12 protein-coding genes are annotated in these 15,050 nt (G+C 57.0%); 5 read left to right on the top strand and 7 right to left on the bottom strand.

Going from position 1 to position 15,050, the window contains the following annotated elements; genetic code table 11:
• The first annotated feature begins 36 nt into the window (after positions 1-36).
• Complete coding sequence (locus IQ265_RS20015) at positions 37-492, top strand: plasmid segregation centromere-binding protein ParR (protein ID WP_194056814.1); 456 nt, start codon at positions 37-39, stop codon at positions 490-492.
• Between the two features lie 118 nt (positions 493-610).
• Here the strand turns inward: IQ265_RS20015 and IQ265_RS20010 are convergent, their stop codons facing one another.
• Positions 611-919, bottom strand: coding sequence for a hypothetical protein (locus tag IQ265_RS20010; RefSeq protein WP_194056812.1), 309 nt, complete (start codon positions 917-919; stop codon positions 611-613).
• Between the two features lie 230 nt (positions 920-1,149).
• Between IQ265_RS20010 and IQ265_RS20005 the strand changes: the two genes are divergently transcribed.
• On the top strand, positions 1,150-3,450 hold the full coding sequence (locus tag IQ265_RS20005; protein ID WP_194056810.1) for an FdhF/YdeP family oxidoreductase: 2,301 nt from the start codon (positions 1,150-1,152) through the stop codon (positions 3,448-3,450).
• Between the two features lie 44 nt (positions 3,451-3,494).
• On the top strand, positions 3,495-4,136 hold the full coding sequence (locus IQ265_RS20000; protein ID WP_194056808.1) for a Uma2 family endonuclease: 642 nt from the start codon (positions 3,495-3,497) through the stop codon (positions 4,134-4,136).
• Between the two features lie 3 nt (positions 4,137-4,139).
• Here the strand turns inward: IQ265_RS20000 and IQ265_RS19995 are convergent, their stop codons facing one another.
• The 4 genes from IQ265_RS19995 to IQ265_RS19980 form a co-directional block, all read right to left on the bottom strand.
• Entirely contained in the window at positions 4,140-4,976 is an 837-nt protein-coding gene (locus IQ265_RS19995) for an SWIM zinc finger family protein (protein ID WP_194056807.1), read from the bottom strand.
• Between the two features lie 96 nt (positions 4,977-5,072).
• Positions 5,073-5,450: a type II toxin-antitoxin system VapC family toxin gene (locus IQ265_RS19990; RefSeq protein ID WP_194056805.1), complete on the bottom strand. Its 378-nt coding sequence runs from the start codon at positions 5,448-5,450 to the stop codon at positions 5,073-5,075.
• On the bottom strand, positions 5,447-5,656 hold the full coding sequence (locus IQ265_RS19985) for a DUF2281 domain-containing protein (RefSeq protein WP_347404990.1): 210 nt from the start codon (positions 5,654-5,656) through the stop codon (positions 5,447-5,449). The genes IQ265_RS19990 and IQ265_RS19985 overlap by 4 nt, the downstream gene beginning before the upstream one ends.
• A gap of 51 nt (positions 5,657-5,707) precedes the next feature.
• Positions 5,708-8,896, bottom strand: coding sequence for a DEAD/DEAH box helicase (locus tag IQ265_RS19980; RefSeq protein ID WP_194056803.1), 3,189 nt, complete (start codon positions 8,894-8,896; stop codon positions 5,708-5,710).
• 112 nt (positions 8,897-9,008) lie between these two features.
• On the opposite strand from IQ265_RS19980, the gene IQ265_RS19975 reads away from it, so the two are divergent.
• Positions 9,009-9,659 carry a superoxide dismutase family protein gene (locus IQ265_RS19975; protein WP_347404989.1) on the top strand — a complete coding sequence of 217 codons (651 nt, stop codon included), beginning with the start codon at positions 9,009-9,011 and terminating at the stop codon, positions 9,657-9,659.
• 274 nt (positions 9,660-9,933) lie between these two features.
• Here IQ265_RS19975 and katG read toward each other — a convergent pair whose 3' ends face one another.
• Both katG and IQ265_RS19965 read right to left on the bottom strand, forming a co-directional pair.
• Positions 9,934-12,258, bottom strand: coding sequence for a catalase/peroxidase HPI (katG, locus tag IQ265_RS19970; protein WP_194056883.1), 2,325 nt, complete (start codon positions 12,256-12,258; stop codon positions 9,934-9,936).
• Between the two features lie 87 nt (positions 12,259-12,345).
• Positions 12,346-12,906, bottom strand: coding sequence for a redoxin family protein (locus IQ265_RS19965; RefSeq protein ID WP_194056801.1), 561 nt, complete (start codon positions 12,904-12,906; stop codon positions 12,346-12,348).
• A gap of 726 nt (positions 12,907-13,632) precedes the next feature.
• Between IQ265_RS19965 and IQ265_RS19960 the strand changes: the two genes are divergently transcribed.
• Positions 13,633-15,036 carry a mechanosensitive ion channel family protein gene (locus IQ265_RS19960; RefSeq protein ID WP_194056799.1) on the top strand — a complete coding sequence of 468 codons (1,404 nt, stop codon included), beginning with the start codon at positions 13,633-13,635 and terminating at the stop codon, positions 15,034-15,036.
• Positions 15,037-15,050 lie beyond the last annotated feature (14 nt).

Below are 15,050 nucleotides of genomic sequence, written 5' to 3'. Positions count from 1 at the left end.
ACTCGTGGGTGGCACTATGATTTTTGGACGAAAGTGATGGTATTGAAGTGGTTACGCCAGACAAAAAAGCTGGTTTTGTTTCGTCAAAGCGAGCTTGATCAGCATTTGTTAGCAGCTGTCGAGGCTGAGCTGATGAAACAGCCCGGCTTGAGTTTTAGCAGCCTTTGCAAGGAAGCACTCCACCAGCTTCTGTTAAGTAACCACCCCCGTTCTGGTCAGCCACTGCCTTCCACAGACAAACGAATTGAGAGCCTTGAAGCTCAGTTACTCAGCGTAGAACAGCGGTTTTTTGCCCAAGAGAAAAACCGGTTGGAGCACCTAGAGGCCCAGCTGGCCCAGCTGTCTCTGCAAATGGTTCACTTGATGGGCTCTGGTGCTGCCTCAACCTCTCCGCAACCAGTCTCAGACACACTGACCCGTGGGGAGGAGGTTGAAGCGGTGCCCGAAGATCCTGTTCTGGCGCGCCTAAGTGGCTTGATTGATGACTTTTAGCCAACCTTGCTCTCAATCGCTGCTGCGGGTTGATCCTTTTTACAGGGCCGACGTTTTCTACTACCGGGGTCATCCCAACTGGATTGCGGCCAGTGAAATGCCCCAGTGCGATCGCAGACTATTCGTCCGCTTCAATGGGCACAGTCAGGTTGAGCCGTTCTCTGGGCGCTGGCTGCTCCTGGCGAATCTCTAGCCCATCTTCGCCAAAGCGAAAGCGGGTTTCGGGCTGAGGCTGTTCTTCAAGCTGAATATTCAACTGATTGCCATCGGTGGATAGACTGGGGCGCAGTTCTGGGTTGCGATCTTCTCTCAGGTCGAACTGGATTTGATCGCCAATTTCAAACACTTGAGCCGTTGCTGGAAACGTGTTTAGGGCTGCTGCACCCAAAATGGCAAGGCTGAGCAAACTTTTGTTTAGGTGGTTCATGTCAAGAAACCTCCTTTGCATAACATCTATATTTATTTTGCCAAGAGGAAAATCTTCTGTCTTCTCTCAGAGGGAAGACATCGGCCTTAGGGAGGGTTGCGATCGCGCGCCCTTGGCTGAAACGGTCTACCGGGGGCACTGGCTCAGTCTCTCTCTACCTTCTGGCTGAGTTTCTCGCCCCTAGCGCTCTCGCTATAGTGATAGATGGCGGCTGTTGAGGGAGTTTGACTATGACCGAACGCGATCGACTCGACGGCGACCCTGCCCCCTCAGCCGTGCCACCTGCCCACGGTAGTTTCCTGGCCGACGAATCTATCCCTGCCCCTGCCGTTGGTGGTGGTCTGCCGATAATTGAGTACTGGGCCGAAAAAACGCTGTCGCTCCAGGGGCCGAAGATTTGGCAAACGCTGTTTCACAAAAGCGCCTGTTTGTCGTGCGCCTGGGGCACCGGGGGGCAGAATGGCGGCTTTATCAACGAGTTAGAAGAACCGCTCCAGCGCTGCATGAAAAGCGTGCAGGCCATCTCGTCGGAGCTGCAGCCTGGTCTGGGCGACCACTTCTTCGATCGCCATACCATCTCAGAACTGCAAGCGCTCACCTCTCGCGAGGCCGATCGCCTGGGTCGCCTCAGCTTTCCGGTAATTCGGCAGGCCGGGTCTGACCACTACGAACGGGTGAGCTGGGAAGAAATCTACCAGCTCACTGCCGCTGGCTTTTCGCTGCCACCGCAGCGGATAGCCTCCTACAGTTCGGGGCGATCGTCCAACGAGGCCGCCTTTTTGCTCCAGCTGATGGTGCGGGCGCTTGGCTCTAACAACCTGGCCGACTGTTCTGACCTGTGCCACGCCCCGTCTACGGTCAGCCTCAACAAAGTGTTTGGCACTGGCACTTCGCTGGTTAGTCTAGAGAGCCTGCGCCAGGCCGACTGCGTGGTGCTGGTGGGGTCAAATGCCCCGGCCAACCACCCTCGGCTGATGAATGAGCTGATTGAACTGCGCGATCGCGGCGGCAAAGTCCTCGTCATCAATCCTGTCAAAGAGGTAGGCCTAGCCAAGTTTGGCTCCCCAGCCCATCCGCTGCGGCTGGTGCAGGGCCAGGAGATTGCCTCGCTGTTTTTGCAGCCGATACCCGGCAGCGATCTGGCCCTGTTTGTGGGCATTCAAAAGGTGCTGCTAGAACGGGGTTGGGTGCAGTACGACTACCTCAAGGCCCACACCGAGCACTGGCAGGAGGTAGTGGATCAGGTAGCCGCTACCGAGTGGGAGGCGATCGTCGCTACCTGTGGCCTCACGCTGACGGAGATCGTCGCCGCCGCCGAGCTGATTCACAGCAGCAGGAATGTGGTATTTGCCTGGGCGATGGGCATCACCCACCAGGCCAACAGCGTTGACAACATCTACAGCATTGCCAACACCGCCCTGATGACGGGCAACGTCGGCAAGCCCGGCGCGGGCATGATGCCGATTCGCGGCCACTCCAACGTGCAGGGCTTTGGCTCGATGGGGGTGACGGCCCACCTCAAAGACAGCATTCGCGAGGCGCTGGAGAAACTGCTGGGCAAATCGCTCAAGCGCGAACCGGGCTACGACGCCCGCGCCCTGATCGAAGCGGCGGATGCGGGCGAAGTCGATACCCTGCTGTGTCTGGGGGGCAACCTCTACGCCGCCAACCCCGACCTCACCCAGGCCAAGCGCGCCCTGGGCAACATCGACACGATTGTCTACCTGGCCACCAAGCCCAACCAGGGACACTTCCACGGGCTGGCGCGGCAAAACACGATCATCGTGCCGGTCTACGCCCGGTTTGAGAACCCCCACAAAACCACCGTGGAGTCGGGCAACAACTTTGTGCGACTCAACAGCCCCGGCAAAACCCACCTGAAGGATGCCGACCTGGTGACCGAGATCGACTTTTTGGCGGAACTGGCCCACCGCGTTCATGGAGAAGATCTAATTCAGTGGCGGCGGCTGCACGACACCCGCTATGTGCGTGAGCTAATCGCTCAGACCATCCCCGGCTATGAAAAAATTGGCGCGATCGATGACACCAACGCTGAGTTCACCATTGGCGGTCGCATTCTTCTAGAGCCGAAGTTTCCTACGCCGTCGGGCAAGGCTGCCATGCAGCCTACCCCGCTGCCTACGCTGACGCTGCCCACACTAGAGGACTTTGGCCTCATCCCAAGACATCAGCCCGCTCTGGTGCTGGCGTTGATTACCGGGCGCAGCTACGGTCAGCACAATACTGTGGTCTATAAGGAAGCCGATGAGTATCGGGGAATGCCCCACCGTCACTGTATTTTGATGAACCCCGACGATGCTCGCAAGGCAGGCTTGGGCCAGCACCAGCGGGTCAGCGTGCGGGGCGATGCGGGGCAGCTCGATAACATTGAGATCATTTTTGGGGAGGTGCGATCGGGCGCGGCGCTGATGTTTTACCCCGAGGCTAATGTGCTGATGAAGGCGCGCATTGAGAAGCGAGCAGGCACTCCGGCATACAAACGCGTCCCTGTAGCGGTGTTCTTGCGCTGATTTTAAGATGGGTACACAGGAACGATTGGCCCAGGAGTTCTTCCATGACCGCAGTTTTAGTTCCGCTCCAGCGCCAGGTAGTCTTGCAGGGGGTCAGCTGGGCCACTTACCAAAGCTTAAGCCGCGATTTGGAGTCCGCCCCTGGTAAACGTCTCACCTACGACCAGGGAGCCTTAGAGATCATGGTGCCGTTACCTCCCCACGAAAGCTATAAAAAGCTGATGGGCCGCATGGTGGAGGTCACTACTGAAGAAACCGAGACTGAAATTCGCAGCCTGGGCTCTACCACCTGGAGCCGAGCAGACCTGAGCAAAGGGCTGGAGCCCGATCAGTGCTACTACATTCAGCACGAGCAGGCGGTTCGCGGCAAGGATGAGATCGATTTGACCGTTGACCCACCGCCCGATCTAGCAATTGAGATCGATAACACCAGCAGTTCTATAGATCGCATGGCGATTTATGCGGCCCTAGGTTTGCCAGAAATCTGGCGATTTGACGGCACAGCGCTAACAATATTCGCCCTAGTCAACAGTGAATATCGCCCTCAAGCCGTATCGACCGTCCTACCACTGCTGCGGCAAGATACTCTGCTGCAATTTTTGCAGACTAGCCAAACCATGGGCGAGACTAGCTGGGTCAAAGCCTTTCGCCAGTGGATTAGAGAACAGCTCCGCCAGACCAATTGATCGCTACAGGCGGTCTTTGTTTTTGCTGCGAACGCGATCGTAGAGGCTTTCCATCGCTTCAATGAACGAGTTATCACGAGTCCAAAAGGCGGGGAAATCGCCCTGCTTTTTGACCAAGATGGCGGGTACTGCGGACGGTGTAGCTACCTCAACGGTCTGGGGCAGGCGCTTCTCTCCCTGCCAAAATTCCTTCAGGCTGGGAGTTGCCGCCTCAACAGTTTGGGGCTGGGTGTAGTAGTGCTCGACGGGGTCGGGCGATCGCTGCTGGGCTGAGAGTTCTGCTGAGAGCGCCTGCCCCAAAGGCGATTTGGCCAGCTCAGCTTTCAGCGCTTCCCTGGGCAACCCCCGCAGCTCAAACAGCAGAAACGGGTCGCGATCGAGTTCGGCGGCGATCAGGTAGTAGACTCCGGCGATGTGTTTGCAGGGGTTGCTGTAGTCGGGGCAAGAGCAATTGGTCTTAAAGTCTTTGGCGCTGGCGGGCAGCAGGTTCAGCCCCAGGGTTTTGAAGCTATCTTCGATATTGTCGGGAATTTCGTTGAGCAGCAGCCGCGAGATTAGGCTGGCTTTGGAGGCGATGAGGGCGATCGCAGCCGCCCACTTGGCTTTGCTAATCGGCGCAAAGTCGATGGTGGTGGTGTAGGTTGGTTCTTTTGTCACCCCAAAGTAGGGGTTCACCGACCCGCGCACCTTGGCCGTCACCAGGCCGCCGTCGATCTCAAAGCTTTTGACCTTACCGCCGCTGGCATAGGATCGCCCCCGCTGCAAGCGGCCCGAGTCGGTCAGGCGCTCGATCGCATTGATAAAGTTTTTTCCCCACCAGGTGCGGCTAAAGTTTGCCATCGCTAGCCTCCAGTGCTGGTTTTATTGTAAGTCGAGCTTAAGCGTCAGGCAGAAAATCAGGGTTAAGAGTGGCTTTGACGTCGAAGGGAAATGTAGCTACCAAACAACTTGGCAGTCGTAGCTTTTGAAGATGGCATCGCGGCTAACTATCGCCGTAGATTCAACGCAACTTTGGGCTATAAGCAAGCGGTCAAATGGATCTCGATGGTGTTGAGGCAGTTGCTCCAGCGCCAGAATGTGTGGCAGGCTGATTGCCAATAGCGTTATGCCGTTTTCCTGATGGTGCTCTACAAGATCGGCCAGAGGCATGTTGAGATTGAGTTTGCCTAGCCGAGTTTTGATTTGAATCTCCCACAGCGACACCAGGCTTAATAGTAATTGTGCCTGGCGCATGAGTCTGAGGGTTTCTGCTGGAATTAAGTCGGGTTCTCTGTCCCACCAGATGAAGGTGTGGGTATCGAGGAGGAGTTTCATGGTTCTCCCAGCCAAAACTCGTCTGGCAGGGGGGCATCAAAATCATCGGCCATCCAGTAAGGTATGTCTTTGTGTAGGCCAGGAATAGGCTCTTTGACAGCCATCGGTACCTTATGCCGGAGAAAGGCGGCAAAGTCTAAAACGGCCTGCTGCTGTGCTGGGTTGAGTGAGCGTACCTGCTCTAACAAGGCTTGTTCAATATCCACAATATCTCTCTGGCGTGAAGGCTCTACCCAATTATGGAAGATGTTCAGGCATCATTCCATGATCGCGCTTTTGTTGAGGGCGATCAGTTGTTTGAAGGCGTCGTTGTCTAGCTCTGTCAGCCACGATTCATCGGCACCGACGATCGCACCCGCCAGCTTTTTCTTATCCTCAATCATCTGGTCGATGCGTTCTTCGAGGGTGCCCATAGCGACGAACTTGTGGACAAAGACATTTTTCTTCTGGCCAATGCGAAAGGCGCGATCGGTGGCCTGATCTTCGACAGCAGGGTTCCACCAGCGATCGAAGTGGAAGACGTGGTTGGCCTGGGTGAGGGTGATGCCCACCCCGGCGGCTTTTAGGGACAGCACAAAGATGGCGGGCTCGGTCTCGGGGTTTTGAAAGTCGGCGATCATCTGTTCACGCTTTTGGCGGTTGGTGCCGCCGTGGATGTAGTAGGTGTTGTAGTGGCAGGTGTGGCGCAGGTGGTGCTCTAGGGCATCGCCAATTTCGCGAAACTGGCTGAAGACCAGGGCGCTTTCGCCTTCGGCTACCACTTCATCGAGCATTTCGAGCAAGCGGCTGAGCTTGTGCGATCGCTCGGGTGTAAACTCGCTACCATCCTGCAAAAACTGACGGGGATGGTTGCAGATCTGCTTGAGCTTGGTCAGGGTGGCGAGAATTAGTCCCTGGCGCTGAATGCCCTCGCTGGTTTCGATCTGCTCAGTGACATCTTTGAGCACCGCTTCGTAGAGGGAAGCCTGCTCGGGGGTGAGGTTGCAGAACAGCTTTTGCTCGACTTTGTCGGGCAAGTCTTTGATGATCGATTGGTCGGTTTTGAGCCGCCGCAGAATAAAGGGTTCTACCAGCTTTTTGAGGGTGGCAGAGCGGGCGGGGCTGTTTTCTTTTTGAATTGGCAGCTCGAACTGTTTGCGAAACTGGGTCTGGGTGCCCAGGTAGCCCGGATTGAGAAAGTTAAAAATCGACCACAGATCCATCAGACGGTTTTCGACCGGGGTGCCGGTGAGGGCGAGGCGGTGGTTGGCGTTGAGCTTGAGAATGGCTTTGGTTTGGGCGGTTTTGGGGTTTTTGATATTTTGGGCTTCGTCGAGCACAATGCGGTGCCAGGTGACGCCCTCCAGCAGCTTGGCGTCTTTGCGGGCCAAGGTGAAGGAGGTGATCACCACATCGTGGTCGCGGCAGAGGGCTTTGAAGGCTTTGGTATCTGGGCTGCGATCGCCCCCATGGTGCACTACCGCCTTTAAGTGCGGCGCAAACTTTTCGATCTCGTGATGCCAGTTACCCACTACAGAAGTTGGCGCAATCAATAGCGTGGGAGGAATGGGCTGATCCACTTCTTCGCGCTCTTGAATCAAGCGGGCGATCACCTGCACGGTTTTGCCCAGGCCCATGTCGTCGGCCAGGCACCCGTTTAGGCCCAGATTCTCTAAGTAGTGCAGCCAGGAGAGGCCGCGCTTTTGGTAGTCGCGCAGGTGGCCCTGGAGCTGGTCGGGGTCGGGGGTGAGTTCGAGGCGGGTTTTGTCGCTGAGTTGGGTGAGCATGGCGGCCAGGGTGTCGTCGCGATCGAACTCCACCTCCAGATCATCGTCGGCCTCACCGCTGGTCAGGCGCATGAAGTCGAGCAGGCTCATCTCGGGGTTGGCGGCCTGTTGCTGCTGCCAAAACTCCAGCATTTGCTGCATTTTGTCCTGGTCTAGCTCCATCCACTGGCCGCGAAATTTGACCAGGGGCGACTTGGCTTTGACGAGCTGCTGCCACTCTTGCTCGGTGACGGGCTGATCGCCGATCGCCAAATCGTACTGGTACTGCACCAGGGTGTCGTAGGAAAAGTAGCCCTTGGATTTGTCGCCGCCGCTGACCGATTTGCCCTTGGCTCGCAGCCGCACCTTGGCCCGCTGGCGACCCTTGGGCGTCCACCAGGCAGGGACGATCACTTTGTACCCCGCATCCTCCAGCACCCAGGCGGACTCTTTTAGAAAGGTGAAGGCGGTGTCGAGATTCAGGTGAATGCCGATGGGCTGATCGGTCTCCAGACCACGCCACAGGTCGGGGTAGATGCGGGCGGCATAGCCCAGGTTCATGAGTAAATGCTGCTCGAAGTCATCGCCGCACTGGGCTTTCACCTGCTTTTGCTGCTTGGGACCCATGCGCCAGTAATCGTCGAGGGATACCCTCAGCGATGGGTCGTGCTTGGGGGCGACCTGAAATTGGAGCTGCCAGGGATCTTCTGGTTTGAACGGGTCTTGCAGATGAAAGTAGAGATAAAAGGTCTGGTCGGTCTGGGTGCGGACAATGCGATCGCGCCATCCCTGCCAATGCTGATACCGCTCCAGATCTGCCGCCGATTTGCCCGGAGTCTTGACCTGCAAACAGTCCTGAATCAGGGAATTCTCTACGGTTTTGAGATAGCTCTGGGGCATCGCCGTACCCCGTACCAGGTCATCGACAAAGCATTCTGAAAAGTGGCGGAGGAGGGTGGTGCGATCGTAGAAGGTTGGCGTCTGGGGTGGTTCCTCAAACCCGGCGACGCAGAGCAGGGGCATGTAGTCGGTATAGGTTTGGATGTGCTCGGTGTAGCGATCGCCAATAATTTCCCAGCCAGAATAAATTTCAAATCCTGGCTCTGTTTTTGTCGTCTGTTTTTTAGTCGCTGCCTTGGTTCTCGCTGCTGTGCGCCGGGTGGATGTTTTGGCTGCCGCAACCTGCCGATACTTCAAAGCGGGAATGTACTGATCGCGCAGAATCACCTGCTTAAACGCCTGAGTGTAGTGGTGCCAAAACAGTAGGTCGGCCCCCAGCTGCACCTCCGCCAGGTTGTAGACAGCCAGAAAGTGCAGATTATTCAGCAAACTAATCACATCGGCCAGCACCGGCACCTGGTAGCCATCGACCTGCCAGTACTGCCAGTCAAAGCTGTCTGGAATTTCCGCCTCCAGGTAGCGCGATAGCTCTAAAGAAGGCAGCGGCTGGTCGTCTACCGTGGGCAATAGGAATGTGTGGGGGGTGATGAAGGTGGCGAGGGGGCGGCGATCGGGGGATTTTAGACCCAGTTCATCGGTGAGCACGGGCACCAAATCGGCCTCGGGCAGGTGAAAAGGGTGGGTGGGTGGCGATAACTTACGGTGGCTCTTGGCCTCCGTTTCTACCCATAGATAAAAAGCCCCCGTCTGCACGAAGTCGGCGGCGGGCTGAGGTATCCAGGTGCCGTGGAGAATTTGCATCATTCCATCCCGACAGTAAGGCGAACTGCCTCAGGCAGAGCTGTTTTAGCTCGGGCCTCGCTAGTCAGCATAGCAAGTGCTTACTTTGTACCATGAGAGCCTGGGGGTGTGAGTGCTGCTACGGCCCGACTTTGCTTGGCGATCGCAAGAACTTGACCACAGTGAGGAGAGAGCCGAGCTGGCACTCAACTATGATCAAATCGCAGACGCTACGGATAGTTTTATGCTGGCTTTCCTCAACCGATTCAAGCTTTTTTGTGGGGCGCTTTGCCTGAGTGGTCTGGTGCTTCTAGCTAGCCCTGCCTACGCTGATGCTCTCATTACCCAAGCCGACCTGATCGACAATAACGGCAAAACTATTGGCACGGTGCAAGTCGAGCAGGGACACAAAGGCGTGCTGATCGACATCAAAGCCAAAGACTTGCCCCCCGGCTACCACGGCATGCACTTTCACGCTGTGGGAGACTGTTCAGATCTGGCGGCATTCAAATCGGCGGGCGGGCATGTGAACCCGTTTGATACGCCCCACGGGTTTCGCAACCCCGATGGCCCCCACGAAGGCAACCTGCCCAATCTGATAGTCGCCGCCGATGGCACCGTGGAAGTCGAGCTGTACAGCGATCTGGTAGAGCTAGATGCTGGGCCAGCCAAGCTGCTCGACGACGACGGCACGGCGCTCATCATCCACACCGACAAAGATGACCACTACTCGCAGCCCATCGGCGGCTCGGGCGGTCGCATTGCCTGCGCGGTTATTCAGTAATGAAAGACCCCGCCTCGGTGCCCTAGCTCCGCCTGGGCACCCTAGCTTTGCGGCTCTGCCGCTCGCTTTAGGGGGCAGAAACCCCAAAATGAGATGCACTGCATACAGAGTGGTGCATTGCTGCGCGAGTGCACCCTACGATTGGTTGCAAACTGCTTTGGTTTAGATCGAAACCCGAGAGCGGCGTACCAAGACAAGTTGAAACGCCGCTCTCAGTTTTATATGGCTTCTACCTACGCCCAAGATTGCCGTAGGTAGTGAGCTGACGTTTCACCTAGAAACTCCTGGCGGCGCTCTTCGCCTGCACTGAGCGCAGGTCGTAGCGATCGAGGTTCATCACCTTGTCCCAGGCGGCCACAAAGTCATGCACAAACTTCGGCTGCGAGTCCGAAGCGCCGTAGACTTCTGCCAGGGCGCGGAGCTGAGAGTTGGAGCCAAAGATCAGGTCAACGCGGGTCGCGGTCCACTTTTGTGCGCCGGTTTTGCGATCGCTGCCCTCGAACTCATACTCATCCTCAGAGGTCGCCTTCCAGGTCGTGCCCAGATCGAGCAGGTTGACGAAGAAGTCGTTGGTCAGGGTTTCGGGGCGATCGGTAAAGACGCCGTGCTTGTACCCACCGAAGTTTGCCCCTAGCACGCGCAAGCCACCGACAAGAGCCGTCATCTGCGGGGCCGACAGCCCCAGCAACTGCGCCCGATCGATCAGCAGCTCTTCAAGGGATTCGGTGTGTCTGCCGCTGGTGTAGTTGCGGAACCCGTCTGCGGTTGGCTCCAGGGGTTCAAAGGATTCCACATCGGTTTTCTCCTGGGTTGCGTCGGTGCGGCCCGGCGTGAAGGGCACCGTCACGTCGTGGCCTGCGTTCTTCGCCGCTTGCTCGATGCCCGCGCAGCCGCCCAGCACGATCAGGTCTGCGATCGAAACCCGCTTGCCGCCCGACTGTGAATTGTTAAACTCCTGCTGAATGCGCTCCAGGGTTTGCAGCACCGAGGCCAGTTGCTCGGGCTGGTTGACCTCCCAATCTTTCTGCGGCGCAAGGCGAATGCGTGCCCCGTTCGCCCCGCCGCGCATGTCGGAGCAGCGGAAGGTGGAGGCCGACGCCCAGGCGGTTGTAACCAGTTGGGAGACAGTCAACCCTGACTCAAGGATTTTAGCTTTGAGCGCGGCGACATCCTGCTCGTCAATCAGGTCATGGTCAACGGCAGGGACGGGGTCTTGCCAGAGGAACTCTTCTTGAGGAACTTCGGGGCCGAGGTAGCGGGCGCGCGGCCCCATGTCGCGGTGGGTCAGCTTAAACCAGGCCTTGGCAAACTGCTCGGCAAACTCGTCGGGGTTATCGCGGTAGCGCTGGGAAATCTGGTTGTAAACGGGGTCCATCTTCATCGACATATCCGCCGTGGTCATCATTGGGGCGTGCCGTCTCGACGGATCGTGAGCGTCGGGCACCGTACCCGCGCCCGCGTCACCCTTGGGCTTCCACTGCCACGCGCCAGCGGGGCTCTTGGTCAGCTCCCAGTCATACTTAAATAGGGTTTCGAGGTAGCTGTTGTCCCACTGCGTCGGCGTGGGCGTCCAGGCCCCCTCAATGCCGCTGGTGGTCGCGTCGACGCCAACCCCCGTGTTGAAGGTGCTCTTCCAGCCCAGGCCCTGGTCGACGATGGTGGCCCCCCCAGGTTCAGGACCGACGTGGGTAGTGGGGCCAGCCCCGTGGCACTTGCCAAAGGTGTGCCCCCCAGCGGTGAGAGCGACGGTTTCCTCATCGTTCATCGCCATTCGCTTAAAAGTCTCGCGAATGTCGCGCCCCGAACCGAGGGGGTCAGGCTCGCCGTCTGGCCCTTCTGGGTTGACGTAGATCAAGCCCATCTGCACGGCGGCGAGGGGGTTTAGCAGCACGCGATCGCCCTCGTAGCGCTCATTGCCGAGCCATTCTTTTTCATTACCCCAGTAGATATCGACCTCGGGCTCCCAAACATCCACGCGCCCACCGGCAAAGCCCAATGTCTTGAAGCCCATCGACTCCAGGGCGCAGTTGCCCGCAAAGACCATCAGGTCGGCCCAGGAAATTTTGTTGCCGTATTTTTGCTTAATCGGCCACAGCAGCATGCGGGCCTTGTCGAGGTTGGCGTTGTCGGGCCAGCTATTGAGCGGCTCAAACCGCTGACTTCCCGAACCAGCGCCGCCGCGACCGTCACCAATCCGGTAGGTGCCAGCGCTGTGCCAGGCCATGCGAATGAAGAGCGGGCCGTAGTGGCCGTAGTCGGCGGGCCACCAGTCCTGTGACGTGGTCATCAGCTCGTAGATGTCAGCCCGCAGGGCCGCCAGGTCAAGGCTCTTGAACGCCTCAGCGTAGTTGAAATCCTCATCCATAGGGTTGGCCTTGGCTGAGTGCTGATGAAGCATGTTCAAGTTCAAAGAATTTGGCCACCAGTCTCGGTTTGCGGTGCCAAGCCGAGACTGAGGTCCAGCCAGAACAGGACATTTACTGGTGCTACTGGCTGCGTTAGGTGCCGCAGATGGCGCACCGGCTTCAACATTCTCCGTGCTGCTGGATGCCAGAACAGATGATACAGCCCGCCAGATTTCCATCAGCTTTCCACTCATCGGGAACGGGCATCTCATTTGGCTACTCGTCATAATTTCTTTCCTGCTGTGGTTTAGGTTTGTTTGTTTCTTCTACGTCACTTTTTTCTAGACCGAAAGCATTGTTCGCCACATTTGCATCAACACAGCCATCTGCTCGGGCTTTTCAGCCTCTGGATTGATGTAATGCAACATAGTTTCGGCATTAGAAACTACTGGCATTGCCTCAAAACCCTCTCGTTCTACAAACATTTTTTTAATTACCCCGTCTTTTACCAGCATGGAATAGCGCCAGGAGCGGTATCCCATGCCTAAATTAGAAAGGTTCACCATCATCCCCAGCCCGCGGGTAAAGTCACCATTCACATCGGGAATAAAGCGCACCTGGTCGGCTCCTTCCTCTTGAGCCCAAGCCGCCAGAGAAAATGGATCATTCACCGAAATGCAAAGGATATCATCAACGCCGTTGTCTCGAAATGCTTGGGCATACTCGTTGTAGCCTAACAGCTGAATCGGAGAATACGGGCAGACAAAAGCTCCCAGCACCGAAAACGCCACCACGGTTTTGCAATCAAACAGATCCGCCGTTGTGAGGTCGTATTCACCTACATCTGTAAACATTCGAAACGTTATTTGAGGGACATTATGGCCTTCATGATTGAACAACATTGGCCCATCTCCTTACTCGCATTCACTGCCAGCTAAACCTGCTTAACTGCGAGATCGGTGAGTAGAAATACTACTCAAAAACAGTGACCTGCCCTCATACCTGCCAAAGAAATGGTTGCAGGTCACCACGGTTCAACAACCGTTACCTTAGAACGATAACTCGTGGCCGGTTTGGCCATAGTCTTGCACCTGTGGCCAAACCTGTGCGAGTTTCCTGTGTAAATTTGGGGAGTTTACCTAAGCATTAGGAACTCGAGTCTGCATTAAGTCATACTCACTACGAGTTTGTATGCTGTCAGCTTAAATCAATCAAACCGCGCTTGGGTATAAACGATAAAAGTGTTTTGCAACCTGTAATATCTCTACAAAATAAAATTTGTCTGCTGCTGGTGTAGACCCGAAATTCCAAGCCAAAGCCCAGTACGAAAGCCCTTCAAAGCAGCCTGCTATAGTGCCCGCCGCTCATGACGTTTCCAATTCTCAGCCTATGGGTGGTTCCAGCGGGTACATAGCCTGTGCAGTGATGAGGTAAGCACTTACACCAATTCTTGTTGCTAACGCCACTACGGTCCCCTCGCCTCGCTAGGGCGGCTTCGCCAACAACTCCGCTCAGGGAGCGCTGGCTGAGCGGAGTCAAAGCCAGGGATAGCCACTGCAGGAACTGGCACCAGGGGCGAATGGGGCTGCTGGTAAGCACAGCAGTACGGTCGATTATGGGTTATTAGGATGTCATGGAGAGGCCGGTTGAACCAGGGGAAGGGCAGCATTTTTCAACGAACTTGGTGGTCATGGACAGGGGTAGTTCTGGTTCTCATCCTGATCGCTCCTGGTGCCGGGCTCCAAGCCCAGGACGAGGCCAGCCCCGAAGAGTCTTCCCCGGCACCGGCTTTGCCTGCCCCTACAGAAGCCTTACCTGAACCGAGCGCAGATGAGGTGTTCTTTGCCGATGTGCTGGTGCGGGGCCAGTCGGTGTTTCAGGTAGGCAGTTTGACGGGGATCAGCGCCCGCGATCGCGCCGCCATCATCAACCGCCGCATTGCTGGGCTGCTGAGTCAGGCTCAGGAACTCGAACCCGTCGCCGTACAGGTCGACGACGATCGCCAGATTGCCCTGCTGACGGTGAACAACCGGGTGCTAATGACGGTCACTCAGCAGGATGCCGCCGATTTCGGCCTCACCGTGGAAGCCCTGGCGCAGCAGTGGGGCGATCGCCTCAACGAGGTGCTGGCCCAGCCCAACCTGGCGATCGACGTCTTGCAACGGCTAGAGGGCACAGCGCGGCAGCTGCTGGATGACACAATTGTGCTGCTGCCGTCGCTGGTGGGGGCGATCTTGCTGGTCGGCCTGACCTGGATCGTCGCCAAGGGGGTGCGGCGGGTGGGGCTGCTGTGGGCCGAGCAAACCGAGGGCGATCGCAGTACCGAAATTTTGATTGGTCGCCTCTGCTACGGCGGCGTTTGGGTGCTGGGCAGCGTGGTGGCCCTGGGGGTGCTGGGGCTAAACTTTGCTACCCTGCTTGGCACCCTGGGGCTGACCAGCGTGGCGATTGGCTTTAGCTTGCGCGACGTGCTTAGCAACTACATTTCTGGGGTTATTTTGCTGGCGGCCCGCCCGTTTCGCATTAGCGACCAGGTGGTGATTGGCAGCTACGAGGGCACCGTGGTGCAAATTCAGCTGCGAGCCACCACCATGCGTACCTACGATGGGCGGCTGGTGTACATTCCCAATCAGCAGGTGTTTCAAAAGAGCGTGGTCAACAATACCGACTCTCCTGTGCGCCGCAGCGATGTCGTGGTTGGTATCGACTACGATGCCGACATCAACACCGCCCGCCAGGTGATTACTGAGGCGGTTGCGCAGATTAAAGGCGTCGAGCCAGAGCCGCCGCCGCTGATTTTGGTGCAAGAATTGGCACCCAGCACTGTAAAACTGGAGGTGCGGTTTTGGGTCAATTCTCGCCGTCAGTCGTTTTTGCAGGTGACTTCAGAAGCCTCTCAAGCGATTAAAGAGGGGCTGCAAAAGGCGGGTATCGAAATGCCTACGGAAATCTACACGCTGAGCTTTCGCCAAGGGGCGATCGATACCATCAGCGCGATCGTCACCGAGGGGGGAGACTCGCAAGAGTTTTAAGGTACCTTCCTAAG

Origin of the sequence: Nodosilinea sp. LEGE 06152 (genome assembly GCF_015207525.1) — a bacterium.
Classification (GTDB): Bacteria; Cyanobacteriota; Cyanobacteriia; order Phormidesmidales; family Phormidesmidaceae; genus Nodosilinea.
Note: the sequence above shows the minus strand (reverse complement) of the source record. Positions and strands in the feature narration are given on the sequence as shown.

Excerpts from the sequence above, each read along its gene's own strand:
- IQ265_RS20000 (WP_194056808.1), top strand. The coding sequence starts at position 3,495 with ATGACCGCAGTTTTAGTTCCGCTCCAGCGCCAGGTAGTCTTGCAGGGG.
- katG (WP_194056883.1), bottom strand. The coding sequence starts at position 12,258 with ATGAGTGGAAAGCTGATGGAAATCTGGCGGGCTGTATCATCTGTTCTG.
- IQ265_RS20015 (WP_194056814.1), top strand. The coding sequence starts at position 37 with ATGGTATTGAAGTGGTTACGCCAGACAAAAAAGCTGGTTTTGTTTCGT.
- IQ265_RS19995 (WP_194056807.1), bottom strand. The coding sequence starts at position 4,976 with ATGGCAAACTTTAGCCGCACCTGGTGGGGAAAAAACTTTATCAATGCG.
- IQ265_RS20005 (WP_194056810.1), top strand. The coding sequence starts at position 1,150 with ATGACCGAACGCGATCGACTCGACGGCGACCCTGCCCCCTCAGCCGTG.
- IQ265_RS19960 (WP_194056799.1), top strand. The coding sequence starts at position 13,633 with ATGTCATGGAGAGGCCGGTTGAACCAGGGGAAGGGCAGCATTTTTCAA.
- IQ265_RS19980 (WP_194056803.1), bottom strand. The coding sequence starts at position 8,896 with ATGCAAATTCTCCACGGCACCTGGATACCTCAGCCCGCCGCCGACTTC.
- IQ265_RS20010 (WP_194056812.1), bottom strand. The coding sequence starts at position 919 with ATGAACCACCTAAACAAAAGTTTGCTCAGCCTTGCCATTTTGGGTGCA.
- IQ265_RS19965 (WP_194056801.1), bottom strand. The coding sequence starts at position 12,906 with ATGTTGTTCAATCATGAAGGCCATAATGTCCCTCAAATAACGTTTCGA.
- IQ265_RS19990 (WP_194056805.1), bottom strand. The coding sequence starts at position 5,450 with ATGAAACTCCTCCTCGATACCCACACCTTCATCTGGTGGGACAGAGAA.